The organism is Neobacillus sp. 204, assembly GCF_046562815.1.
Lineage (GTDB): Bacteria > Bacillota > Bacilli > Bacillales > Cytobacillaceae > Neobacillus.
On sequence record NZ_JBJORY010000006.1, the window covers coordinates 108741 to 132030 of the forward strand.

General features: G+C 36.2%; 27 protein-coding genes and 1 riboswitch. Of the genes, 4 read left to right on the plus strand and 23 right to left on the minus strand.

The window, feature by feature from the left end; translation table 11 throughout:
• Nucleotides 1-21: 21 nt before the first annotated feature.
• The 3 genes from ACJ004_RS13765 to ACJ004_RS13775 are packed head-to-tail and all read right to left on the minus strand — an operon-like array spanning nucleotide 22 to nucleotide 1889.
• Nucleotides 22-804 carry a metallophosphoesterase gene (locus ACJ004_RS13765; RefSeq protein WP_410893611.1) on the minus strand — a complete coding sequence of 261 codons (783 nt, stop codon included), beginning with the start codon at nucleotides 802-804 and terminating at the stop codon, nucleotides 22-24.
• A 24-nt stretch (nucleotides 805-828) separates the two neighbouring features.
• Nucleotides 829-1197 (minus strand): hypothetical protein, encoded by a 369-nt coding sequence (locus tag ACJ004_RS13770; RefSeq protein WP_410893612.1) that lies wholly within the window; start codon nucleotides 1195-1197, stop codon nucleotides 829-831.
• Between the two features lie 56 nt (nucleotides 1198-1253).
• Nucleotides 1254-1889, minus strand: coding sequence for a CBS domain-containing protein (locus tag ACJ004_RS13775; protein WP_410893613.1), 636 nt, complete (start codon nucleotides 1887-1889; stop codon nucleotides 1254-1256).
• Between the two features lie 142 nt (nucleotides 1890-2031).
• On the opposite strand from ACJ004_RS13775, the gene ACJ004_RS13780 reads away from it, so the two are divergent.
• Genes ACJ004_RS13780 through ACJ004_RS13790 form a run of 3 tightly spaced genes read left to right on the plus strand, consistent with a single transcriptional unit; the run spans nucleotide 2032 to nucleotide 3110 of the window.
• Entirely contained in the window at nucleotides 2032-2262 is a 231-nt protein-coding gene (locus ACJ004_RS13780; protein WP_410893614.1) for a spore coat associated protein CotJA, read from the plus strand.
• On the plus strand, nucleotides 2259-2519 hold the full coding sequence (locus tag ACJ004_RS13785; RefSeq protein WP_410893615.1) for a spore coat protein CotJB: 261 nt from the start codon (nucleotides 2259-2261) through the stop codon (nucleotides 2517-2519). The genes ACJ004_RS13780 and ACJ004_RS13785 overlap by 4 nt, the downstream gene beginning before the upstream one ends.
• A 21-nt stretch (nucleotides 2520-2540) precedes the next feature.
• Nucleotides 2541-3110, plus strand: coding sequence for a manganese catalase family protein (locus ACJ004_RS13790; RefSeq protein ID WP_410893616.1), 570 nt, complete (start codon nucleotides 2541-2543; stop codon nucleotides 3108-3110).
• A 34-nt stretch (nucleotides 3111-3144) separates the two neighbouring features.
• On the opposite strand, the gene ACJ004_RS13795 is transcribed toward ACJ004_RS13790, so the two are convergent.
• The 5 genes from ACJ004_RS13795 to ACJ004_RS13815 all read right to left on the minus strand — a co-directional run bounded on the left by ACJ004_RS13795 (nucleotide 3145) and on the right by ACJ004_RS13815 (nucleotide 7558).
• The gene (locus ACJ004_RS13795; RefSeq protein ID WP_410893617.1) at nucleotides 3145-3600 is read right to left on the minus strand and encodes a YpbF family protein; all 456 of its coding nucleotides are present in this window, start codon (nucleotides 3598-3600) and stop codon (nucleotides 3145-3147) included.
• 91 nt (nucleotides 3601-3691) lie between these two features.
• Nucleotides 3692-4408, minus strand: a complete 717-nt coding sequence (locus ACJ004_RS13800; RefSeq protein WP_410893618.1) for a LysM peptidoglycan-binding domain-containing protein — start codon at nucleotides 4406-4408, stop codon at nucleotides 3692-3694.
• Nucleotides 4405-5010, minus strand: coding sequence for a CPBP family intramembrane glutamic endopeptidase (locus ACJ004_RS13805; RefSeq protein ID WP_410893619.1), 606 nt, complete (start codon nucleotides 5008-5010; stop codon nucleotides 4405-4407). The genes ACJ004_RS13800 and ACJ004_RS13805 overlap by 4 nt, the downstream gene beginning before the upstream one ends.
• A complete protein-coding gene (locus tag ACJ004_RS13810; protein WP_410893620.1) occupies nucleotides 5007-6521 on the minus strand; it encodes a RecQ family ATP-dependent DNA helicase in 1515 nt (504 codons plus the stop codon). Before ACJ004_RS13810 ends, ACJ004_RS13805 begins: the two co-directional genes overlap by 4 nt.
• Entirely contained in the window at nucleotides 6521-7558 is a 1038-nt protein-coding gene (locus ACJ004_RS13815) for a YpbB family protein (protein ID WP_410893621.1), read from the minus strand. Before ACJ004_RS13815 ends, ACJ004_RS13810 begins: the two co-directional genes overlap by 1 nt.
• 255 nt (nucleotides 7559-7813) lie before the next feature.
• Here ACJ004_RS13815 and ACJ004_RS13820 point away from each other — a divergent pair, with 255 nt between their 5' ends.
• Nucleotides 7814-8062: a ferredoxin gene (locus ACJ004_RS13820; protein ID WP_024030326.1), complete on the plus strand. Its 249-nt coding sequence runs from the start codon at nucleotides 7814-7816 to the stop codon at nucleotides 8060-8062.
• 108 nt (nucleotides 8063-8170) lie between these two features.
• Here ACJ004_RS13820 and ACJ004_RS13825 read toward each other — a convergent pair whose 3' ends face one another.
• The 15 genes from ACJ004_RS13825 to ACJ004_RS13895 form a co-directional block, all read right to left on the minus strand.
• Complete coding sequence (locus tag ACJ004_RS13825) at nucleotides 8171-8755, minus strand: ECF transporter S component (protein ID WP_410893622.1); 585 nt, start codon at nucleotides 8753-8755, stop codon at nucleotides 8171-8173.
• A gap of 166 nt (nucleotides 8756-8921) precedes the next feature.
• Nucleotides 8922-9054: riboswitch (FMN riboswitch) on the minus strand.
• 144 nt (nucleotides 9055-9198) lie between these two features.
• Complete coding sequence (locus tag ACJ004_RS13830; protein WP_410893623.1) at nucleotides 9199-9945, minus strand: peptidoglycan DD-metalloendopeptidase family protein; 747 nt, start codon at nucleotides 9943-9945, stop codon at nucleotides 9199-9201.
• A 175-nt stretch (nucleotides 9946-10120) separates the two neighbouring features.
• Nucleotides 10121-11296 (minus strand): hypothetical protein, encoded by a 1176-nt coding sequence (locus tag ACJ004_RS13835; protein WP_410893624.1) that lies wholly within the window; start codon nucleotides 11294-11296, stop codon nucleotides 10121-10123.
• A complete protein-coding gene (sigX, locus tag ACJ004_RS13840; protein WP_410893625.1) occupies nucleotides 11271-11822 on the minus strand; it encodes an RNA polymerase sigma factor SigX in 552 nt (183 codons plus the stop codon). The genes ACJ004_RS13835 and sigX overlap by 26 nt, the downstream gene beginning before the upstream one ends.
• A 275-nt stretch (nucleotides 11823-12097) precedes the next feature.
• Nucleotides 12098-13876: an ATP-binding protein gene (locus ACJ004_RS13845; RefSeq protein WP_410893626.1), complete on the minus strand. Its 1779-nt coding sequence runs from the start codon at nucleotides 13874-13876 to the stop codon at nucleotides 12098-12100.
• Entirely contained in the window at nucleotides 13873-14589 is a 717-nt protein-coding gene (locus ACJ004_RS13850) for a response regulator transcription factor (protein WP_410893627.1), read from the minus strand. Before ACJ004_RS13850 ends, ACJ004_RS13845 begins: the two co-directional genes overlap by 4 nt.
• 167 nt (nucleotides 14590-14756) lie before the next feature.
• The gene (gene ccsB, locus ACJ004_RS13855) at nucleotides 14757-15944 is read right to left on the minus strand and encodes a c-type cytochrome biogenesis protein CcsB (protein WP_410893628.1); all 1188 of its coding nucleotides are present in this window, start codon (nucleotides 15942-15944) and stop codon (nucleotides 14757-14759) included.
• Nucleotides 15945-17567 carry a cytochrome c biogenesis protein ResB gene (gene resB, locus ACJ004_RS13860; RefSeq protein ID WP_410893629.1) on the minus strand — a complete coding sequence of 541 codons (1623 nt, stop codon included), beginning with the start codon at nucleotides 17565-17567 and terminating at the stop codon, nucleotides 15945-15947.
• Nucleotides 17568-17587: 20 nt separating this feature from the next.
• Nucleotides 17588-18112 (minus strand): thiol-disulfide oxidoreductase ResA, encoded by a 525-nt coding sequence (gene resA / locus ACJ004_RS13865; RefSeq protein ID WP_410893630.1) that lies wholly within the window; start codon nucleotides 18110-18112, stop codon nucleotides 17588-17590.
• Nucleotides 18113-18210: 98 nt separating this feature from the next.
• Nucleotides 18211-18948, minus strand: a complete 738-nt coding sequence (gene rluB / locus ACJ004_RS13870) for a 23S rRNA pseudouridine(2605) synthase RluB (protein WP_410893631.1) — start codon at nucleotides 18946-18948, stop codon at nucleotides 18211-18213.
• A 219-nt stretch (nucleotides 18949-19167) separates the two neighbouring features.
• Nucleotides 19168-19704, minus strand: a complete 537-nt coding sequence (locus tag ACJ004_RS13875; RefSeq protein ID WP_410893930.1) for a spore maturation protein — start codon at nucleotides 19702-19704, stop codon at nucleotides 19168-19170.
• Nucleotides 19705-19711: 7 nt separating this feature from the next.
• Entirely contained in the window at nucleotides 19712-20299 is a 588-nt protein-coding gene (locus ACJ004_RS13880) for a nucleoside recognition domain-containing protein (RefSeq protein ID WP_410893632.1), read from the minus strand.
• The gene (locus ACJ004_RS13885; protein ID WP_410893633.1) at nucleotides 20292-21437 is read right to left on the minus strand and encodes a D-alanyl-D-alanine carboxypeptidase family protein; all 1146 of its coding nucleotides are present in this window, start codon (nucleotides 21435-21437) and stop codon (nucleotides 20292-20294) included. Before ACJ004_RS13885 ends, ACJ004_RS13880 begins: the two co-directional genes overlap by 8 nt.
• A 338-nt stretch (nucleotides 21438-21775) precedes the next feature.
• Entirely contained in the window at nucleotides 21776-22669 is an 894-nt protein-coding gene (locus ACJ004_RS13890; protein WP_410893634.1) for a superoxide dismutase, read from the minus strand.
• Nucleotides 22670-22787: 118 nt separating this feature from the next.
• Entirely contained in the window at nucleotides 22788-23276 is a 489-nt protein-coding gene (locus ACJ004_RS13895; protein WP_410893635.1) for a YpuI family protein, read from the minus strand.
• Nucleotides 23277-23290: the final 14 nt, after the last annotated feature.

Consider the following 23290-nt stretch of genomic DNA (forward strand, 5'->3'; position numbering starts at 1 on the left):
CTGTTGGTGAATTGTCTATATTTATCCTTCTTTTTCAGAATTCCCATTTAGCGTTATCAGATGACATTCTGCAGGCGCCCCTAACCTCAATGGTATAGAAGTGGTACCATAACCATTGCTAATTAGAAGAACTGTATTTTCCAATTTTTTTATTTTTCCTCGTTCATGGGGACTATATCCAAAAATATGGATTTGCCCTCCATGTGTATGACCACTTAACACCAAACGTATATTATGCTCCGGCAGGATTTTATCTGTAATATTAGGATAATGACTGGCTAAAACCTTAAAGCTACTATCTTCTGCATCTAGTAAGGCTAAATCAAGGCGATCACGTTCTTGACTTAAATCATCTACACCCAGTAAACAAAATTTATCACCTTGACCCGATTCAAAAGTTACAGCTGTATTTGCTAATATTTTAATTCCTAACTCAAGTAGGAGAGCGTCCAATTTATGATAATCTACTTCATAATCATTGTTACCCCAAACAAAATAAACTGGACCAATTTGCTTTAATTTCTTCAGGTTTGTTTTTACTTTTTCGAAAGAGACTCCTTTTTCTGTTAAATCCCCTCCGATTACAACAATATCTGCTTTCCCAATAACAGGATTAATTACATGATCAGAAACCGTTCGCCTATGTATATCTGAAATAAAAAAAATCGAAACACTGCCTAGTGATTTAGGAAAGTCTGGGAAGCATAATTCATGTTCAATGATATTATTTAAGAAAGCTTCTCGTAACATATATATAAGAAGGCATCCACCAATGATGAACAAGCTTACTAAAGCAAAAACCATATGTCTCTTTCCCCATTTCTTTACTTAGCGTTCAATGGAAATCATACCATAAAAAAGACTTAAACTAAAAAAGACAATTGTTTGCTCCCAACCTAAATAAAAAAGAAGGGAAAAAACTAGAAGGAAACAGAGATAGTCAACGAAAATATTGACAAACATTACTTTTCGTTTATGCCAAGGTTTTTTTGCTCCAACAATAAGCTCACTGATTACTCGGCCTGTTAAAAGAAACCCGATAAAAAAAACCAAAGTAGCCGCAAAAAATTTTAATGGATTTACGACAAAACTTATAAAGAAGTCGGCTAATACAAAGGGATGTGGAATTGAAATCCAATTGATGAGTATATACCCACATAAAAAAATGACGAAAAACTTTACCACTTTTATAAACATAAAAAACCCCTCCCATACAATGTATGAGAAGGATTTAAAAACTTACCATCTACTGGTTATAGATCCTCTTGAATGCTCAATATTCTAAATCCATGTTCTTCCAATTTCTTGGTGAATCTATCGATATTATCTTTTTTCTCAATCTTCATAACGATTCTTCGGACAAGTTTATCCGTTTCATCAAATGTAACCAGCGAAATAATATGCTCATGAAATTGATGAGCAATTTCAGACAGACGAGCAATACGTCCTTCAGTTTCAACCGATGTAAAGGCAATCCTTACCCCAGGACGGTTAACACCAAATGCGCTTTCAAAAGAACTAATCACATCTGAGCGCGTAACCACTCCAAGAAAATTTTTGTTCGCATCAACAACCGCTAATAAAGGAAAATCCTTTAGATCGAGAAGTGTTTTCTCAAATAATTCTCCACCTTCTAAAAACTTATCATGATGTGTAGCAATATCTTTTACATAGGTTGATGTTAAATACTGATCCTTTTGTTTATCAGATTTAAAGTAGCTCTCATAAATGCTATATCTTGTCGCCACTCCTACATACCTATCTCCGCTTAATACCGGCAGCCCGTCAATCTGATGTTTTTCTAAACTTTCCAACGCTTCTTTAAGAGAAGTATTTTCCTGTGCGGTAAAACATTCATGCTTTGGAATCATAATATTTTTTACGAACAATTCCCATCACCTCAAAATAAAATCATCTTTATTTAGTATACTTCTTCAAGGCTTGGAAAAAACCCTTCATCTTTTAAGATCAAGTCATAGAAATAGGAAATTTTCATATGATTAAATGATGTTGAATATAGGGAGGGCTACAATGAATACTCATTTCAAAACTTATCATCCGTATGCGAGTCCGTTTGACCCTTGTAAGCCTATTATAGAAAAAGCCTATTCTACCCCACCTCATTTATATATGGGTTTTCAGCCACCGAATCTGCCACAATTTACACCGCTTGAAGCACTTCGAGCCGGCACGCTCTGGAAAGCATTTTATGATCCTTGGTTTGGTCCGCTTGAACCTGGCAAAGGAGGATTACCTCAATGAAACAAGTACCTGCCGAATATTATCAATTAATGGAGCAACTGCAGGCTGTTGACTTTGTTTTAGTCGAGTTGACCCTTTATTTGGATACACACAATGACGATCTTGAAGCCATCAATCAGTTCAATCATTACGCAAAAGAAAGAAAACACTTGAAAAAGGCATTTGAAAGCCAATTCGGCCCATTACAACAATATGGAAATAGTTACTCTGGATTTCCATGGAATTGGGACGATACTCCTTGGCCTTGGCAAGTTTAATTTAAGGGAGGGAAGAATTCAATGTGGATTTACGAAAAGAAATTACAATATCCTGTTCGAGTCAGTACTTGTAATCCAACTTTAGCAAAATATTTAATTGAGCAATATGGGGGTGCCGACGGAGAACTTGCTGCTGCTTTACGATACTTAAACCAACGATACACAATTCCTGATAAGGTAATTGGCCTTCTAACAGATATCGGTACAGAAGAGTTTGCCCATCTCGAAATGATTGCTACAATGGTCTATAAATTAACGAAGGATGCCACTCCAGAGCAATTGAAGGCAGCTGGATTGGGTGCACATTATGCTGACCATGATAAAGCATTATACTATCATAATGCCGCAGGAGTTCCATTTACGGCTACTTATATAACTGCAAAGGGTGACCCAATTGCAGATTTATATGAAGATATTGCAGCAGAAGAAAAGGCACGTTCAACTTACCAGTGGTTGATTAACTTAAGTGATGATCCAGATATTAATGATAGTCTTCGCTTTTTACGTGAACGGGAAATCATCCATTCGCAACGCTTCCGGGAAGCAGTGGAAATTTTAAAAGATGAACAGGGCAAGAAGAAAATATTCTAATAAAATCAATAAAGAAGCAGTCATGGTCTGCTTCTTATTTCTTTTCATGATATAGGTTAATATCATATTTGGTTTTCATCATTTCAAAAACAATATGACGGTTTTTCCATTCTTCTTCTTTCTTCCAGTAATCTTTACTGCGGTCCACAATTTCACATCGTAATTCATGGTATTCTTTTTCTGCTTTGTCTCTTTTCTCCTTCAGTAAGTTCATCGTCCCATACATGCCAACACAAAAGACTAGTAGAGTTAAATTATTAGAATCATTAACAAAGGCAGAAAACATCGCAGCAAAAGAATAGGAATAAATGCTGGCAACCGTTATATATAAATAAACAAAAAAGCTCGTCGCCAAGATGATCGTTGCCCAGATTGAGAGAATGTGACGCTTTTTAAACCGGTCAAACTTTTCTTTTCTTTTTCTTACATTTTCAAGTGCTTGCTTTGTTGCCTGATCCGTATTTTCAAGTAATTGGATCGGAGAATCCATACTTATCACCCTCCATTTCTTATATATACATATGAACTTGTCCTTTCTATTATGTTTTTCTTCATAAAAAAACCGATCCCTAATGGATCGGCTAGTTGTTCAATGGTATTTTCAAAACCTGACCTGCGCTAATATGGTCACTTTGAAGATTATTGGCTTTCATGATGATGTCCATCCCCTTTGGAGAATGGTAATACGTCATTGCTATTTTATATAAATTTTCATTTGGTTTAACGGTATGAGTAACAATAGAATTTGATTGTGTTTCTGTCGATGTTTCTGTTGTTTCTGCCTCTTTTTCTTGTTCACTATTATTTTCTGAAACTTGTGTATCCGTTTTGTTTTCATTTGTATTGTCGGTTTCAACAGAGGTATCGGCAGTCGTTTCAGACGGCTCTCCCCCGTTTTTAGGTTCCTCGCTAGATTCTTCAGTTTCATTATTCTCAGCAAGATTCTCCTCGGATTGATCCGAACTTTCTCCCATTATTTGTTCTTCCTCATTTGATTTTTCCAAATTAATGGTTTCATACCCAACAGAATCCTCCGCCAGTTTCACAACCCCATTTACTTTTTTTGCACCGTCACGATATGAAATTACACTAAAAATAATGATAGGGAGGAGGATAAAGAACAAGACTAACAAACGAATAACTGGATATTTTAGCTTCCACTTTGTTTTTTTCTTCTTTTGACGATGGATCTGCTCACGCGACGGCAAAACATCCTTAGAGTCCACTGTCTCATTAATTTTTTCTATTCGTTGTTTTAATCGTTCTGCCTGGTCCCTGTAGGGTTCTTCATTATTCAAAGCTGCACTCCTCCCTGTTCATTATTTCTAGTAGGGCTTTTACATTTTATATAAACACCCAATAAAAAATCAATGACAAAATGCATAACAATTGTAACGAGTAAATTATTTGTCCAATCATAAATTAATCCAATAAAAAAGCTTAATACAACTATATTTACAAATAAAAACCAATTAAAAAGATATCGATAATGTATAATTGCAAAGATAATACTCGCAAAAATTAGTCCTACTTTTGTTTGAATGATCCCTCTAAACAATAATTCCTCACTAAAAGCTACAAAAAGTGCAATGATTAGGATGTGAAAGATATTTCTATTTTTAAAGATTCTTTCATTTAACCCACCGTCATCATAAAAGGACATCGGCAGCCATTTCATTAAGAGGATATCTAACAGCACAACTGTTAAACCTGCAGGGATACCAATGGTAAAAACGCGGGAATCATCAAAAGAAATATTCTCTGAATACGAGAAATGGTCAAAAAATATAAACCCTAATAGCAATGAGATCCCACAGAGAATTACTTGTGTCATATACAGATGGAAAAGCAAATCTTTATCTGTTAATCCATTAATTAATTCAAAATACTTCTTTTTCATTCCCTCAACTCACTATTGATTAGAATTTTGGCAAGATAGTTCTTCCAGTTTTGTTCAGTTTTCATCACCGAAGGAGAATTAATAGAATCTTTTGTTTGAAAATCATTGAATTGAAGTCCGCAAATGTCACAGCACTGGTGAACCTTGTTTAACAGGGTTTCATCGAAATACTGTAAAATATATTCACGTCTGCAGAAATTAGATTCCACCCATGTTTTCATTTTATAAATATTATTTTTTTTAATTGTTATTCTATCCTTAACAAAATCCTTAATAAGGTTTTGTAATTGTTTAAGACCTACTGTTTCAATTGGTGTATTAATAATGATGTCTTCAACAATTCGCCATTGAATCTCTGAAAAACCGCCAAGGTCCATAAGTTGCGTATTTAACGTAATCTTTCCATCCTTTTCAATCTGTTTTTCGTCTATCTTTTTGAACAACCAGTCTATTTGTTGTTCAGATGGTAATTCACTCTCGGCAAGCTGGAGAGGAAGTTGTTCATCTCCTGGAGTATATAAAAGGATGGCAATACTCGGTTCTCCATCACGACCTGCCCTTCCAATTTCCTGGAGATAAGATTCTAATTGCATCGGCATGTGATAGTGAATAATAAACCTTATATTTTCTTTATTAATTCCCATTCCAAAGGCACTGGTTGCGCAAATAACATCTAGTTGTCCATAAATAAACTGTTGTTGGATCAGAATTCGTGTGTGTTGGTCTAGTCCGCCATGATAAGCCATTGCACGACAAATCCTTTTTTCGGTTAATAATAAGGCTATTTGCTCGGCAACTTTTTTACTTGAAAAATAAATGATTCCTGGCTTTGTCAACTTGGCAACAAGATCAAGGACAACGTCTTGCTTATCGCGGAAGTCATATAATTCTTTTACATAAAAGCCGATATTAGGCCGGTCAATAGTTGATTCAATTTTTACTATTTCCTCTAAGTCAAGTGAATCAATGATATCCTCCCGCACCTTTTTGGTGGCAGTTGCAGTAAGTGCAAGAGTGAGTGGGTTGCCAAACTTTTTTCTAATTTCACCTAGCTTTGAATAATCCGGTCGAAAGTCAAAGCCCCATTGGGAAATACAATGGGCTTCATCTACCACAAATAATCCAATTGTTAATTCTTGAAGTTTTCGGATGATATATGGAACCATTAACATTTCAGGTGATATAAAAATAAACTTATACTGATCAAGATGATGAAACGCCTTCTGTCTCTCATCTGCAGAAAGAAAAGAGTTTAATGCAATGACTCTCTTTTCTCCAAATTTTTTAAATTGTTCTACTTGATCCTGCATCAGTGAAAGAAGTGGAGATATGATTAAAATTTGCCCCTTTAACATTAGCCCTGGAAGTTGGTAACACAATGATTTTCCAGTTCCAGTTGGGAGCATGGCCAATGTATGTTGACCAGATAAAATTGATGTGATTACCTCTTTTTGACCTGTCTTAAAACATGGATAACCAAAATGTTCTTTTAATACTTTTTCTAATTCCATTATCTATCACCATATTTCGCCAATACCAACCTAATTTGAAAATATGTTGCACTTACTATTTTTTCTCTAATCAACTTCAATTGTTTGGTTGCTATTTGCCGTGAGATTTCCAAAATCTTATTTTGCAACTCTTTTTCTACGTAAGTATCAATGGAGAAATCATCTATATTTAAGGCTAATTCAACAAGGTGATCTTCTATTGTACTTAATTTTAAGTGCCTTATTTTTGCAATCATATCAAGTGAATACCCTTGATTTAATAATTTCTGTGTTTTCCTAGCGGAAAGGGTTAAATCATCTTCTTCCATTAAATCGTGGATTAGTAATGGTAAGATTTTTAACTGATGACCATCTTCTTTGATTTTTTGAATTAAATAATGAAGTGTATTTGTAAACTCGATTTGGTAATCATGGAAATTTAAATTCAACTGTTTCCCTACTTGAAGAGGGGTCAATCCAATTTGTTGAAAACCTGTTAACTGAAATACGACAAGGGAGGGGTCAACTTCTTTTCCCGCATCCAAACAATCATTAAGCTCTGAATAAACGGTGGTCCCTACTTCCATCCTAGGCAAGGGGATATCTTTTAGTATCGATTTTAACCAACTATGTACCTCTTTGTTTTTTTGGATGGGTATATACCTTGTCTCTCCGAACATTAAATTGGATACTACCTGAACAAATAATGACAGCCTTTCCCAAAATAAGGATGCAATTTGATGATAGTTCCAGCCATCAATATACTTGGGGAGTTGTTTTTTTTCTAGGAGTTTCTGTCCAAGGGGCGTTAGATTAAATCGTTGTTCACCATTATTTTCTATCCACCTATTGTTGATCATCGATTGGATTATTTCTTCAAATGAGTTCCTTGATAATTGTTCGTATATTCCAAAAAAACTTTTCAAGGAAAATAAATGGGCATCTTGGATGGTTTGTGATGACTTCTTTCCATTTAAAAGGTGGTAGACCGAATAAATGGTCCGTTCCCTGTTTAATTGTTTGATACTATAAAGAATGATGGATTCAATCTGCAGCATAGGAACCTCCCACCACTAACTTCGCACGTATTCGACAAAATAATCATTTTTCCTCTATATTCTACCATGAAACAAAGAATCCTGTTGCCCATAAATGTGGAAAATTTAGAAAATCACCTATATAATCTAAAGTAGTAAGGGCATTTTTCTATTGAAAAGTTGTCGATACAGTTTTACAATAGATATGAGTTATCCGTTTTCATATTGATGATGGAAATGAGTATTATTTTTTCAATTTACTGGGAGGTTTTTTTCATGGCAAAGTATACAATTGTTGATAAGGAAACATGCATCGCATGTGGAGCTTGCGGCGCAGCAGCACCAGATATCTATGATTACGATGATGAAGGTATCGCATTCGTAACACTTGATGATAATGAAGGAATTGTTGAAATTCCTGATGTATTAATCGACGATATGATGGATGCTTTTGAGGGCTGTCCTACTGATTCCATTAAAGTAGCAGACGAAGCTTTTGATGGCAATCCAACGAAATTTGAATAATATTTAGGATAATATTTAAGCTACTGCCTCTCTCCTTTATCGGTGAGGGGTTTTTTATTTTAATAACAAAATAGCAGGAAGGATAATCTCCCCCCTGCTGCTCTACAATTATACGCTTTTAATAGTTGTAAATTTATTGATCCATGCCTGCATCCGAATAAATAGAAGCATAAAGATAACAGACATCATGACACCTTTTAAAATGTTAAATGGCAAGATAGCTGGCACGACCAAATTTCGCATATCTGGGAAACCCATAAGAACGGTATAAGCTGGTAAAATAAAGAAATAATTTAAGATACTCATCATAACCGCCATGATAGCCGTTCCGGAGATTAATGCTAGTGTCATACCCTTTCTAGTTTTGAGTCTATTATATACAAAATATGTCGGCAGGATAAACACAATTCCAGCAACAAAATTGGCTATATGGCCCACAGGAATTCCTGTTTGGCTACCTGTTGCAATATAATTAAGAACATTTTTAAAAAACTCAACTAAGATTCCTGCAACTGGTCCAAAAATCAAAGTGGCAATTAATGCAGGGATGTCGCTGAAATCGACAAACAAGAAATTTGGGAATAGCGGCAATGGAAAGTTTAGTAGCATTAGCAGATAAGCGATACTACTCAGCATCCCAATCGACACATAGGCCTTTACATTCATTTTCCTCTTTTTCTTCATCTTCTTCATCTTCCTCTCTCCTTTTTTGATCCATCGCGTTTAGGAAGAGAGGTTCAGCAAACAGTCGAGCCCCATTTAAATAAAAACTCCCTCAACAATGTTTGCTTGAGGGAGTTCACAAAGGCACGCTTAATAAACGTTCATTACATGTATAATTTTTGAACGTCTGCAGAACCTCCATCTTCTCCCATCCAGACTATACTGTCGGCTTTGGAATCGCACCAAATCCTGCCTAATACGGCTCGCGGGCTAATGAGTTTTACTCAAATACCGCCGATCGGGAATTTCACCCTGCCCCGAAGATAGATCGATATTTAGTTACAATTTTAATTATACTTTAGAAGCTATTTTTTGTTAAGTAAAAGGTTTCCACTTTAACGAGTTTGTCACTGTTTTTCCCATTTCAACAACAAAGCCTGCACACAAAAGTCTACAGGCTTTGTTATTGAAAACTAATTTACATTTAATATTTGCTTAGGTTTAATCAAATCCGTGGAAAGATGGTTTAGCTCTTTAATTCGTGTCACAGTGATGTTTCTTTTTTTCGAAATAGAATATAATGTATCACCTTGTTTGACTATATATTGTTTATTTTTCACTTTTATCTTATCCTCATTTTGGGGTTTAATATGTAAACTCGCCTCTAATACATCGTCATTACTAGCAGCGATACCTCCCGTTACGGTCTCCCCTGGGTCAGCTTTTCCTAATATTTTTTCTGGATCCATGGCAAATTTCTTATCATATCTCCATTCTTCCTGATGAGTTTCAAAATGAAGATGGGTCCCTGTAGCTTGTCCTGTTTTCCCCATTTTCCCTATTATTGCCCCTTGTTTAATCTTTTGACCTACAAATACGTTTCGCTTGTTTAAGTGTGCGTAGACCGTCACAAAATGACTTGGATGTTTTATAAACACCACATTTCCATATGTATTAGAGTAATAGGATTTCACCACCTGTCCTTCAGCAACGGCTAGGACAGGTGTATTTAATTTTCCAGCAATATCAATACCTTTATGTTTGCCCATCCTTGTCCCGTATGTATCAGAAATTATCCCATCCGCTGGCCATATCCATCCATCCCTTACCTCTTTGTCAACCTTCATACTTGCTTCGGAATGTTTTCCACCTAAAAATAACAAACTGACACATAGCGCCATAATTAGGGCAATAAAAACCCTTTTTATGTAATCTCGCATTTCCTTTTGTCAACCTCCTTAGTTCTTTCCTCCTCCACACCATATGTTTTTTCCTGCACATTTAGAACATATTCAGTAGCGGAGGAGTGATTAGGCATACTTGTTATAATTTGGAGACATTAGTTATTTTATTCATAATTAAAAAAATCAACCTTAATCGGTTGATTGAAAATAATTATTGCATCGTCCGTAAGTTGGGTGCCCTCGGGACTTTGTTCTCTTTTGATAAGTCAAATGGTCCAATGTTTTTTACTGGCGAATTCGTAATCATGACTTTTTCTAAACCAAACTCTTTAGCTGTCAATAACAGTGACTCATAAGCATTTATTGTTGTTTGGTCATCTTGAATGCTCGCATCCTCATTCATTGTAACAAGTAATGTTTTTTTATTAATAGATACTTCATTTATCGGCAATGCTGGTAAAAGCGAACTTTTTAACCCTAGTAACGGCTGATCCTTCTTCATAGACTCTAAGGCCGTCTTAATATCTTTATACTTTTCTATGGAGGGGACCAGGTATGGGATTTCATTACCTTCGGAATAGTAAAAAAAGAAGGCATGATTTTTTTGTTGCTGAATTTTTAATTCTTTCTGATGCCCATAATTTCCTAATTCAATTCCTGGTTTTCCATTTGTTGTGAACTTTATTCTTTTTAGATTGCTGTTTGAAGATATATCCTTTTGTAATACATTAATAAAATTTGTTTCTGTCGCTGATCCTTGTCCATACTGATGGTTTGCTGGTAAATCAACCAAAACAACTTTATTTTTCTTATCAAGTTTCAATGTAGCATTAAGAGGATAGAATTCACTTAATCCCCATTCCTGCTCCTTTAAATTCACCATATTTTCACCAAATAACCTAAGCCATGTTTTATTGTTTGTCTCTTTAACTACCGTTGAAACTGGTACAAGAATTTGTGCTTGCTGGTCAGGTATCCAATAGGTTATTACTTTTCCCTTACCCACTTCTTCATCATAGATAGCCGTTTTCAAAGTTTCAATTTTTTCCGTAGCAGCAAATGTTCTTGCTTTTGAACTTGCACTATCCTTTTGCATGGCAAGGGTTGAATTCTTATCTGTAGTCTGCATGTCTTGTTCGACTGAGGATTTTTCTTGTTTTTCATTATCTCCTGATAAATCGGTCCCGACCATTAATTTAGGAACTAAGATAAAGAATATAAATAATGCAGCTACCGTAGCGAGCCCAGGTACCAGCCATTGTTTTATTTTTGATTTTCGTAAAGTAAGATTTTGAAATATGTCACGAGGATTGCGATCATCTTGTATTTTAGGCATTTGCCTTAATAATTCTTCGAGCTGCTTATCGCTCCACTCTGACTTTCTCACTCGCTGATCCCTCCTTTTCATAAGACAATTCCATATATTTCTTCAAAACCTTTAAAGAACGGTGTTGTGTAGTTTTTACCTTACTTTCAGTCCATCCTAAAGCCTGGGCTGTTTCAGCAATTGATAAATCTTGGATATAACGTAGAATAATCACGGCACGTTGATCAAATGTGCAATATTCCAAGCAGTTATATACCCATCTGATTTCTTCCTTTTGCATTGCAATTTCTTCTGGAATTGGATATACGTCTCTCAATTGGTCAGTTGACCAATCGAATTTTTCGAGTAATCTTTCTTTCCATCCTTTTTGTTTTCGGAAAAAGTCAATGGCTACATTTCTTGCGATCGAAAATAACCATGTTTTCTCACTGCTCTTCCCTTCAAAACGACGATAGGATTTAAACACCCTTATATAGACCTCTTGGACAAGATCCTCGGCTTGTTCTTTGTTTCTAACCATATAAAATAGAAATTGAAAAACGTCATGATGATATTTTTGATAAAGTTCATCGAAAACGGAGTCCATCAATTCCCCTCCCCGTTCATAATATTAGTCGAATTATATGTATAAAAGTTTCACCTTATAAATATAGACTGTTTTGTGACAAAAAGAAAGGTATTATTTGGAATTCAATTCCCAAAAAATATGATAAAAAACTCATCCCGGTAATGGATGAGTTTTGAAATGTATCTAGCTCCAGCGCCTAGGGGCTCGAGGTCATAAGCCCCTAGACAAGTCGCTCTCGCTTTTAATTGTTTCTCATGAATCAAGAACAATCGGCAAAAAACTTGTTCATTTTACTATTTTCGAGGCAATAAGAAGGAAAATGTCGTCCCTTGATCGAGTTTACTCTGAACAGAAATATGTCCATGATGTGCATCAATAATATTTTTAGCTATGGCCAGTCCAAGACCTGTTCCAGCTCTGCCTCTTGTTCGCGCTTTATCTGCTTTATAAAACCGCTCAAAGACAAATGGTAAGTCTTCTTCAGGAATACCAGAGCCAGAGTCTCTCACTCGAATCATGATCCCCGTGTCTTCTGATGTCACACTTAATTTAACTGAGCCGCCTTTAGGCGTATGTCTAATAGCATTATCTATTAAATTCGTAAGTACCTGTTCAATACGATCAGGATCAAAGGAAATTGAAGTGATTCCATTTTCAATTTCTGCATATAATTGAATTTCATTATCTTTAGCTAATCCTTGAAACTTATGGATAATACGATTAATAAATGATGATATATTCATTTCCTCTTTTGTTAACTGGAGATGACCTGCTTCCATTCGGGCCAAATCCAGTAATTCATTAACAAGTCGGCCCATTCGCAAGGATTCATCATAGATGACCTTTGCCATTTCCTTTTTCTCTTCCTGGGATTCAGCAATATCGTCTACAATTGCTTCACTATAACCTTGTAACATGGAAATAGGCGTACGTAGCTCATGTGAAACATTGGCAATAAAGTCTTTTCTCATTTTATCTAACTGTCGTTCTTCCGTCATATCCCGCAAAACAGCAACCGCACCGCGAATAAACCGGTTACTATATAACGGACTAACTAAAATAACCCAGTGCCTGCCTTGAAATGAAATCTCGCCAATTTGTTCCGCTTCCGTATCAACAGCTTGCTGAAAAAGATCCATAACTTCTGGTGGTATAGCTTCGGAATCAGAACTAAATGCCCCCATTTCATAATACCAATACTGAAGAAAACGATCTGCTGGTGGATTGGTAATTAGAATCGTGCCATCCCGATTAAAAGTTATAACCCCATCAGCCATACTGCTTAAAATACTAGAAAGCTGCTCTTTTTCTTGGCTAAGTGCACTCATATTAAATTTCAATTGCCTTCCCATCTGATTAAACGCAGTTGCCAGTTCACCAATTTCATCGTGAGTAAGGATAGGAACTTTCGTATCGAATTTCCCCCTTGCCACCTCAAATGCCGCTTCTTTCATCTTTCTTAACGGAGCGGTAATTCTTGTGGATAAAAAGAAGGCAAATATAGTCGTAAGGATAATAGCGACACCCGCAACAAGGAGAATAAATTTAGTTGTTTCATGGGTAGTCTCTTGCATGACTTCCAATGATTGATAAATGAAAACTGCACTATGCTCTTCTCCAGGAAGGTGCAAAGGTACACCAATAATCGTATACTTAGCACCTTTTTCTTCATCATTAAACGCAAGAGTGGAGATCTTTTCCACTGTAATGTCTTGATTAAATACTTTTGATAAATTTGGATCATTTTTAATATCTGTCAATGATAGCCTTTTTGTATTTTCCGTGTTTGGAGAGTAATAGATTTCATCGTCATTTTTTATGACCACAACATTATTCACTTTATCGATAATTTCCCAGGATATCTCTAAGCCAAGTGGAAAATTATCATCTGGATGTTTTTGTATAACGTTTGCAATTTTTTTAGCTGTATTGGTTAAATCATTCTTCATCTCATCAGCATTGTAGTTTTGGAAAAATTCGAGAAGCATGATTGTCAAGATGAATAGTACAAATGATACTAATAAAAGAATCGTTAACCAAAGCTTTCCTACAACACTTCTTAAAAAGGTCATTCATTAATAACCTCAAATTTATATCCTACACCCCAAACTGTAACAATCATTCTTGCAGCTTGTTCGGAAACCTTGTTTAATTTTTCACGGAGACGCTTTACATGCGTATCAACTGTTCGTAAATCTCCAAAAAATTCATAATGCCAAACTTCTTTAAGTAACTGTTCGCGATCAAAAACTTTATCCGGTGCTTTCGACAAGAAATAAAGTAACTCATATTCTTTTGGAGTTAAACTAACTTCTTTACCATCAGCCATTACTCTGTGTGCATCATTATCAATTGTTAAATGTGGAAATACAATTACGTCTTTAGTTGTTGTTTCCGTTTGCAGGTAACTAGTTTGTGATGATCTCCTTAACAATGCTTTGACTCGTAAGACCACTTCCCGAGGGCTGAATGGTTTGACAATATAATCGTCTGTACCCACTTCAAAGCCTTGAACACGATTAATTTCTTCACCTTTAGCGGTAAGCATGATTACCGGTGTTGCCTTTTTTTCTCTTAATTCACGACAAACTTCAATTCCATCCTTGCCAGGCATCATTAGGTCAAGGAGAATGGCATCGTAATCATTAGCAAACGCTTTTTCTAATGCTTCATTTCCATCTTCAGCTTCATCAATTGTATAATCTTCACGCTCTAAATACATTTTTAATAAACGACGAATTCTTTCCTCATCATCTACAACTAAAATTTTCACGTCTTTATCCATTATTAATCCCCCCATGGAGTTTATTTTACAAAATGGTATTGTTTTATGCTATATATTCCTGCTAATTCCCCATTTAAATTGTGACAATATTTTGACAAACCCTAAAACATTTGAGTTTTAAAAAGGCCCTCACTTTTTTAAAAGTGAAGGCTATAAAATTTATTTATTTAAGAACCCGCATAGGAATGAAGTCCTGCAATGACAAGGTTAACTGCAACAAGGTTAAACATAATGATTACAAAGCCAATTACAGCTAGCCATGCGGATTTTTCGCCATGCCATCCTTTTGACAGTCGTAGATGTAAAAATGCTGCGTAGAACAAAAAAGTAATTAATGCCCAAACTTCTTTTGGATCCCAGCCCCAAAATCTTGACCAAGCCATTTGTGCCCATATCATGGCAAAAATGAGTGCTCCAAGAGTAAAAACCGGGAAACCAATTAATACAGACCGATAACTAATCTCATCAACAAAGTCTAGTTTAATGTTTTTAACAATCGGTTTAAGGGCTGCAGCAATACGCTTTCTTAAGATCAGCCTAATTAAGCCGTAAATAACGAGACCTGCCATCAATGACCAAATGACAGTATTTAATTTTTTGGCATTGATGAAGGCTGGTACCTCAAACAAAGGCTTGAATCGGTCTTTAGTTAGTAGTTCCCCTTCATGAGGTCCAGAAATGGCAGGCATTGTAAATTCAACAACTGCTGCATTATCGTGTTTATCAATCCAATTAAATTTTTCATGATAACCTAACCCTGAAAAAATCGAAGATACAGCAACAAAACCGAGAACGGCAACTAAAGCAAACATCACCGTTTCAAGCCAAAAAGTTCGTTTGCTGGATTTTGTTTGATCAATTGCCTTTACGAGATAAATAAGACCAGCCGCGAAGCTAATCGCTAGAATAGCTTCCCCTATCGCCGCTGTAGTTACATGAATATGGAGCCAATAACTTTGTAATGCGGGTATTAATGGGGTAATATCCTTTGGAAACATACTAGCGTAAGCAATTACTAATATGGCAACTGGCATTGTAAATAATCCTAGTAAGGTCGTCCTATAAATAAAATAAATAACAATAAATGCACCTACAAGAGCCATTCCAAAGAATGTCGTGAACTCAAACATGTTACTTACTGGAGCGTGTCCTGCTGCAATCCATCTAGTAATAAAGTAACCTAACTGCGATATAAAACCAACAATCGTTAATAAGACAGCGATTTTTCCCCAGCTATTGGTACCTTGCTTTTCATTACCTGCCTTTTTTGATTTAATTGACCCTCCAAAAAATAAGGTTGCAATTAAATATAGAACAAACGAAATAAATAATAAATTACTACTTATTGTTGCCAACTAGACTCCCCCCTTATCCATTTCTTCAATTTGCGCTTGATCGATTGGCATTGCAAGATTCGTTTCTGCCAATACGCCCTCAATTTCTCTTCTTAAACCATACCAATTTTTGTTTGTATGTGCCGCAATCCAAACTTGACCGTTTTTGTTTTGAATCCAAATACGGCGATGGTTCCAATAAGCACCTTGAATAACACCAATCATAAAGATGATTCCACCTAATATTATCGCCCATAATGTTGAATCCTTACGAACAATAAACCCTGAAACATTTGTCGTTTCAATTCCTTTAAAAGACATCTTATATTGATTATCACCAAATGGTTCAATCGTTTGCTTAATGGCTACAAAACTCGTTTCCCCTTTTGGCTTTTCAGGAGAGACCATCCGAAAAACAAAAGCTGGGTTATTTGGTACACGTGATTTGGTTGTTGGCTCGCCATTATCCGCAAATTCAAAATCAGGAAAATAGTTAAGAATTTCAACCGAATAACCGTTTCCAAGGTCATACTTCATCTTTGGTTCTCGGAGGTCTATTGTCAGTTCTCCAGTTGATTTATTTGTCTGTTTATTTGTCAGAGCAAATGACATCTTACTTAACTCATTCCTGAAAGAAGACTGAAATACCGAATAGCCTTCATATTGCAGCGGTAAATTGACTCGAACCTTATAATCTTTGATCTTCTTAAGCGTCGGTTTCTCACCAGGGAGGTTTTGTCCAACACGCTTATATAAAACAACGTTGGATTGATAATTTTTTACAACCTCACCCGCTTTTTCAATGGCCTTTTCAAAGGTTTTATCTTTGTTTTTGTCGTAATGCTCCAGAATGAACTTGTTATTTTGAAGATAGAACTGTCCATCCGTCTCTGGAACAACAGCTGTTTCGCCTTCCCGTACCCAAAGGTCCTCATTTACGTACATCCCAGGAATGAAACGCAGCATTCCACCAAATAAGAAAATAATTAAACCTACATGGTTTACGTATGGACCCCAGCGAGCAAAGCGGCCCTTTTCTGCTAAAATATCACCATTTTCTTCGCGAATATGGTATCGTCGTTTCTGCAGGTGTTTCTTAATAGTTGCAAAATCACTTTCACTTGCTATTTCGTTCACACCGAAAACACGCTGACGTTTTAAAAAGCCTTCGTGTCTAGTTACTCTTTGAGCCTTAAGGGCCTTATATAAAGGCACAACTCGATCAAGACTGCAAATTACAAGCGAGATACCAATCATCGCAATCAAGATTAAGTACCACCAGGAACCATATAAGTTATTAAATCCTAATTGGTAATATAATTTACCAAACCAGCCGTATTCTTGCTCGTAGTATACATCTGCAGGTAAGTTGATATACATTTCTTGCGGCAAAATGGTACCAAGTGATGATGCAATTAAGGTAATAATAATCAGCCAAACTCCAACTTTTACTGATGAAAAAAAGTTCCATATTTTATCAATAATCGTTTTATTGTATGTTTGTGAACGGCGTGCACTTCCTTCATAGCGCATATCAATAAGCTGTTCAGAGTTAGTTTGATTGATCAGCTCTTTACCACATGCTTCACATAAAACTGTTCCATGGGGATTTACATGTCCACATTCACATTTAACATCTTTCATTGAAAAAACTCCCTACAACCTTAAGGTTTAATTTTCTCCATAAACTCCCTTACTTTTTCTTCTGTAAGTTCACCCGTATAATATTCTACGACCTTGCCATTCTTATCAATTAAAAATGTAGCTGGAAGCGGATCAATTCCATAAGTATTCATGACTTCTTTATCTGTATCAATCATTATCGGAAAATCCAGTTTTAGACGTTCTGCAAATTGATTAACTGCGAGTTCAGATTCTTGAATATCTACTGTCAAGACTTGCACGCCTTTGTCCTTATACTGATGGTACTGATTATTAATATAAGGCATTTCCTTTTTACAAGGCGGACACCATGTTCCCCAGAAATTCAGGAATACCCCTTGTCCCTTGTAATCTGATAACTGATGTTTGTTTCCTTGCATATCGACCAATGCAAAATCAGGAGCCTGCGCTCCAACCGCTACTTTTTGTTTGGTATCTTTTGTAAAATTAGCATAAAGCGTATAAACAACGGCAGAACCTAGTAAAAGTAAGATGATTGATCTTATAACTAATCGCCGTTTTTTCATATATAACCCTCCAATAAATCACCTGACACAGTTTGTCTAAATTATAGCATTTTCCAACTTAATCACAGTGTTAATGCAGAACATAAATTGTGACGGTTTTATGAATTTTTTTTGGTCGACCCCATTCCGATTGCCCTAAGTTGCTTCACTTCATGTGGAGTCAGTTCTCTTGCATCACCTGTTCTTAAACCATTAAGTGTTAAGAATCCATATCGTTCACGCTTCAATTTCACCACTTCATGGCCAATTGCTTCAAACATCCTTCTAACCTGACGATTTCTACCTTCATGGATGGTTATTTCAACGATTGCGGTTTGCTTTTTATTATCTGCTGTTATTAATTTCACTCTTGCAGGGGCTGTTTTTCCATCTTCTAAACGGATTCCTCGTTCTAGTTTCCTCAGATTTTCTTTTAATGGAATTCCTTTTATTTTTGCAACATAAACTTTATCAATTTCATTTTTTGGATGCATGAGTAAATTGGCAAATTCTCCATCATTTGTTAACACTAATAAACCTGATGTATCGTAATCAAGTCGACCTACTGGATAAATCCTTTCCTTTAAATGTGGAAAGAAATCGGTAACTACTTTTCTGCCCTTTTCATCATTAACACTGGATATAACACCTCTTGGTTTATATAAAAGGAAATAAACTGGTTCTTCCTTCTCAATCTGTATTTCATTGACTTCTACCCTATCAGACGGTGACACCTTCAGACCAAGTTCAGTAACAACCTTTCCATTAACCTTTACTCGCCCTTCTTTTATTAATTCTTCAGATTTTCTTCTAGAAGCAATGCCCGCTCGAGCAATTACTTTTTGTAATCTTTCCATTATTCCACCTCGAATTTATCTATATAAAAAAGATAAGATACCAGCATATTGCTATTGTTTAATTTGAGCAATCGATCACATTGCATGCTCGTGAATCGAAAACAGGAACCTATCCTTATGAATTATGACACAATTCCTTTACTTTTCAAAGTAACGGATGTAAATAGCGGAAAAAATAAAAGAGCATGTTCAAAAGAACATGCTACAGTCAATTTTTTGTTATTTTGTTCCAAAAATAAAAGCAACTACTGCAATGGCGGCGATAATGCCGACAATGTCAGCAAGGAGACCTACTTTTAGAGCATCCCCCATCTTTTTAATGCCGACTGCCCCAAAATAGACAGTTAAAACATAAAAGGTCGTGTCTGTGCTCCCTTGCAAAACAGATGCTAATCGGCCAATAAACGAATCGGGGCCATAAACAGCAATTAAATCACTTGTCATCCCGAGTGCAGCGTTTCCAGAAATCGGTCGAATGATTAATAATGGAACAATTTCAGCAGGCACCCCTATTGTTTTCATGAATGGTCGAATCCAATTCATTAGAGCATCTAAGGCACCCGATGCCCGGAAGATGGATATAGCCACGAGCATACCGACTAGGAAAGGAATAATAGATACGGCGATTTTAATGCCTTCCTTTCCCCCTTCAACAAAACTTTCATAGGTTGGGACTCTTTTAATCGTACCATATAATAGAATAAACCCAATGAGTAAAGGAATAAAAGTTAACGATATTACTGAAACCAGCTCCATGTTTTCTTCATCCTTTTCTGTTTCTGCGATAATAGAAATAACGGTCAATTAAGATCGCACCTAATGCCGAGATTATGGTCGCGATGATTGTTGGAATAACAATCTCTGTAGGTGATGCAGAATGATAATTCATTCTTATCGCAATGACAGTTGTTGGAATAATCGTAATGCTTGCAGTATTAATGGCTAAAAAGGTGACCATGGATCTGCTAGCTGAATCCTTTCCTCCATTTAACTTTTTCAGTTCCTCCATCGCCTTAATACCAAGAGGAGTCGCCGCATTTCCTAAACCAAACATGTTAGAAATCATATTCGATAATATATACCCCATTGCAGGGTGGCTTACAGGCACATCAGGAAATAGTCGTTTAACCAGTGGGCGAAATAGTCTCGAAAGACGTTCTAGCAGGCCAGACTCCTCAGCAATTCGCATCATTCCAAGCCAAAAAACAAGGACACTAATAAGCCCAATACAAAGTGTCACCGCTTCTTTCGCCCCATCAAATATGGCTTTGTTGACTTCCGCCATTGTTCCATTGATTAGGGCAAAAACAAAACCGACGATTGTCATAAACACCCAGATATAATTAACCATTGTCCTTCACACCAATGAAGATAAGAAAAATTTTCTTTACGAAATCAAACAATCCTTCTTTCTTTTCAGGTACGTTTTGATAGTAAATGGGGGTTTCCTGGACAACTCGCCCGTCTAAATAAACTGCTGCCTTACCCACGATTTCCTCATTTTTTTTATCTTCATCGAATTTTCGAGTGGGTTTGTTCAACTTATATTTAATAGAAAACAAGTCCATTTCCTCACTTGTTACCGGATAAACAATAGTTTTTTTAACATATAAATGATTTTTATAATATTTATTTTTAATACCATCAATTTTTCCCTCATGTAATACCTCAGCCATATCAAACCCTTTAAAACCACTTTCATACATGGTAATATGGTCATTCCAATCGTCTGGGTCATTCAAGGTGACTGCAATTAAATTCATATCTCCCTTGGTTGCAGTAGTAACCAGTGTTCGCTTAGCAAGTTTGGTGTAACCTGTTTTTCCACCAGTGGTATATTTATATTTTGTAAGCAAGCGGTTTTTATTTTTCCAAACACGGTCCCAATCCTCTGTAGGATTTTGTGCTCTATAAACCTTGGTTCCAGAGATTTTTTTAAATGTCTTATCCTGCATGGCATAACGCATTAACACAGCCATATCGTAAGCTGTGGAATAGTGGTCTTTATGATCATCCAGGCCATGAGGATTAGAAAAATGGGTATTTAACATCCCAATTTCTTTTGCCTTTTGATTCATTAAGTAGGCAAATCCTTCTACACTTCCCCCAACATATTCAGCGATGGCTACAGCCGTGTCATTACCAGACCTGAGCATCAATCCATAAACTAAATCCTTAAGCTTAATTTTTTCACCAGGTTTTAAATAAACAGAGGATCCTTCCGCACGAGTTGCTTGTTCACTTACTTTTACATATTCATTCATTTTCCCTGATTCAATTGCTAGTTTCGCAGTCATTATTTTGGTAATACTTGCGATTCTTCTTTTTGTGTGGGCATCTTTCTCATAAAGAATACGCCCTGATTTCTGCTCTATCAAAACAGCACTTGCTGCATTTACGGTAACAGAAGCTTCCACCTTTTGAGGAATGTTAGCAATGAATATTGAGACTATGAGAGAAAAAATAACTAGTTTCCAAATCATTCTCATTAGATTAACCTCGTCCCCTTGTAAAGTTATCGACTATAGAGCGCCAAAGCGCATTTGCTTTTCGTTTTTCTTGTACAAGTTTATGCAGGACAAGACTCGTTATGACAGTTTACAGAAGAAAAACGAAAGCAGACGACAATTTGCCGTCTGCTTCCGCTAGGATAAGTAATCATTCTTATATTCCGAAAACTGTCTAGCTACAGCGACCAGCGACTAGTGTACTTCGCTCTCTTCCCTACGATAAGTCAACATCGAATCGCTCCGCTCTCCGTGTTTCCTTTATCTCAGTCAGAGCGCTCCAGTCCATACGTCGCTAAACGGTCGCTTCCGCTTTTCTTTTAAAACGCAGGCCATTTAATGTCCGATGCTTTTTCAAAGCGCATTTCTACATCATGCCAATTGACTATATTCCACCAATTGTCTACATATTCAGGCTTTTTGTTCTTGTACTGAAGATAATAAGCATGCTCCCAAACATCTAATACTAACAGTGGAATGGTATCCCATTGAGTCAATAGCATATGTCGTTCAGATTGTAGGACCTCCAAATGCCTTGCCCGTGGCGACCAAACCAATAGAGCCCAACCTACGCCCTCTACTTGTTTCGCCGCTTCAGAAAATTGTTTCTTAAAAGCCGATATACTTCCAAAGTATTTTTCTATTTCCCTTTTTAACAGACCTTGCGGATTTCCTCCTCCATTAGGGCTCATGTTTTTCCAAAAAATCGTATGAAGGTAATGCCCTGAGCCGTGAAAGGCAAGTTCTCTGGACCAATGTTTAATTAAGGAAAAATCATTCGTTTCTCTTGCTTTTTTTAGATTAAGTTCTGCTTTATTTAATCCATCTACATAGGACTGGTGGTGTTTATCGTGATGAAGCCTCATGATTTCCTCTGAAATATACGGTTCCAAAGCATTATAGGGATAAGGTAGATCAGGAAGTGTATGCCCCCCTGGAGGAAGCTCTTTTACTGCCACCGATGTGACACCGCTTGCTTGTTTTCTATTAAAATAATTTTCCATTTGCAAATGGATATATTCAGCCTTTGCTTGTAGTGTTAGTAGTTCCTCATTGGATAACTGCCTTTTTGTACTTTCAATTAACTCAGTAAAATTATCCAGTTGTTCCCACAATTCAGAGTTACCCCCCTCCTTTTCCGTTTGAAGAAACTGCTTCATTTGCTCATTCCATTCAAACAATTCGTTAACATATTGACTAAACTTATTATCCATACAATCCCTCATCCCCTACTTGTGTTGATAAGTAATCTATCTAAATGGTATGAGTGAGACGGTTTAATAAGAACAAAATAAAGGCCGCCCTTATTAGGACAGCCTTTAACAGAAATTCTTATTTGGATTGGATCATTTTTGTTCTGTAATCTGTTTCATAATACTCAAGTTCTTCCCTAATTCTTTGAAAGTCACCTTCTAAACTTTTAACCAACTGAATGATAGGGTCTGATACAGTGCGGTAAAACTTAATCGAATTCCTTCCAGTGTAAGCTGACCTGCTGTCTTCATACCAAGCATCATTCTTCGGGGAGAAAAACTCTTCAATACATTGGTGATATATTTTATAAAGTGTTTTTTCCGCGGCTGCTTTTTGAAAAGGGCTGCCCTGCAAAATAACGGAGCATGCATCTAACCCTTCTTCACTATAAACAATTATTTTCCGTAAATTTGCAAAGATCAATTTATTATAGGTTCGATCTTCTTCATTTTCTAAGTTTAGTTGTGAAATAGTTGCTTCATTTAAAAAATTCTCTAATGTTGAAATTGACTTTCCTAGAAAACTCTTTACTTCATTTAATTGTGTTTTTACCAATGTATTACCCATTGTTTACCCCCTAG

Bases quoted from the DNA above. Each gene is read 5' to 3' on its own strand.
- ACJ004_RS13880 (WP_410893632.1), bottom strand. From the start codon at position 20,299: ATGGTTAATTATATCTGGGTGTTTATGACAATCGTCGGTTTTGTTTTT.
- ACJ004_RS13830 (WP_410893623.1), bottom strand. From the start codon at position 9,945: ATGCGAGATTACATAAAAAGGGTTTTTATTGCCCTAATTATGGCGCTA.
- ACJ004_RS13790 (WP_410893616.1), top strand. From the start codon at position 2,541: ATGTGGATTTACGAAAAGAAATTACAATATCCTGTTCGAGTCAGTACT.
- ACJ004_RS13815 (WP_410893621.1), bottom strand. From the start codon at position 7,558: ATGCTGCAGATTGAATCCATCATTCTTTATAGTATCAAACAATTAAAC.
- ACJ004_RS13780 (WP_410893614.1), top strand. From the start codon at position 2,032: ATGAATACTCATTTCAAAACTTATCATCCGTATGCGAGTCCGTTTGAC.
- ACJ004_RS13820 (WP_024030326.1), top strand. From the start codon at position 7,814: ATGGCAAAGTATACAATTGTTGATAAGGAAACATGCATCGCATGTGGA.
- ACJ004_RS13805 (WP_410893619.1), bottom strand. From the start codon at position 5,010: ATGAAAAAGAAGTATTTTGAATTAATTAATGGATTAACAGATAAAGAT.
- sigX (WP_410893625.1), bottom strand. From the start codon at position 11,822: ATGGACTCCGTTTTCGATGAACTTTATCAAAAATATCATCATGACGTT.
- resA (WP_410893630.1), bottom strand. From the start codon at position 18,112: ATGAAAAAACGGCGATTAGTTATAAGATCAATCATCTTACTTTTACTA.
- ACJ004_RS13875 (WP_410893930.1), bottom strand. From the start codon at position 19,704: ATGGAGCTGGTTTCAGTAATATCGTTAACTTTTATTCCTTTACTCATT.
- ACJ004_RS13765 (WP_410893611.1), bottom strand. From the start codon at position 804: ATGGTTTTTGCTTTAGTAAGCTTGTTCATCATTGGTGGATGCCTTCTT.
- resB (WP_410893629.1), bottom strand. From the start codon at position 17,567: ATGAAAGATGTTAAATGTGAATGTGGACATGTAAATCCCCATGGAACA.
- ACJ004_RS13845 (WP_410893626.1), bottom strand. From the start codon at position 13,876: ATGACCTTTTTAAGAAGTGTTGTAGGAAAGCTTTGGTTAACGATTCTT.
- ACJ004_RS13895 (WP_410893635.1), bottom strand. From the start codon at position 23,276: ATGGGTAATACATTGGTAAAAACACAATTAAATGAAGTAAAGAGTTTT.
- ACJ004_RS13795 (WP_410893617.1), bottom strand. From the start codon at position 3,600: ATGGATTCTCCGATCCAATTACTTGAAAATACGGATCAGGCAACAAAG.
- ACJ004_RS13825 (WP_410893622.1), bottom strand. From the start codon at position 8,755: ATGAAGAAGATGAAGAAAAAGAGGAAAATGAATGTAAAGGCCTATGTG.
- ACJ004_RS13890 (WP_410893634.1), bottom strand. From the start codon at position 22,669: ATGGATAATAAGTTTAGTCAATATGTTAACGAATTGTTTGAATGGAAT.
- rluB (WP_410893631.1), bottom strand. From the start codon at position 18,948: ATGGAAAGATTACAAAAAGTAATTGCTCGAGCGGGCATTGCTTCTAGA.
- ACJ004_RS13850 (WP_410893627.1), bottom strand. From the start codon at position 14,589: ATGGATAAAGACGTGAAAATTTTAGTTGTAGATGATGAGGAAAGAATT.
- ACJ004_RS13770 (WP_410893612.1), bottom strand. From the start codon at position 1,197: ATGTTTATAAAAGTGGTAAAGTTTTTCGTCATTTTTTTATGTGGGTAT.
- ACJ004_RS13885 (WP_410893633.1), bottom strand. From the start codon at position 21,437: ATGAGAATGATTTGGAAACTAGTTATTTTTTCTCTCATAGTCTCAATA.
- ACJ004_RS13810 (WP_410893620.1), bottom strand. From the start codon at position 6,521: ATGGAATTAGAAAAAGTATTAAAAGAACATTTTGGTTATCCATGTTTT.
- ACJ004_RS13785 (WP_410893615.1), top strand. From the start codon at position 2,259: ATGAAACAAGTACCTGCCGAATATTATCAATTAATGGAGCAACTGCAG.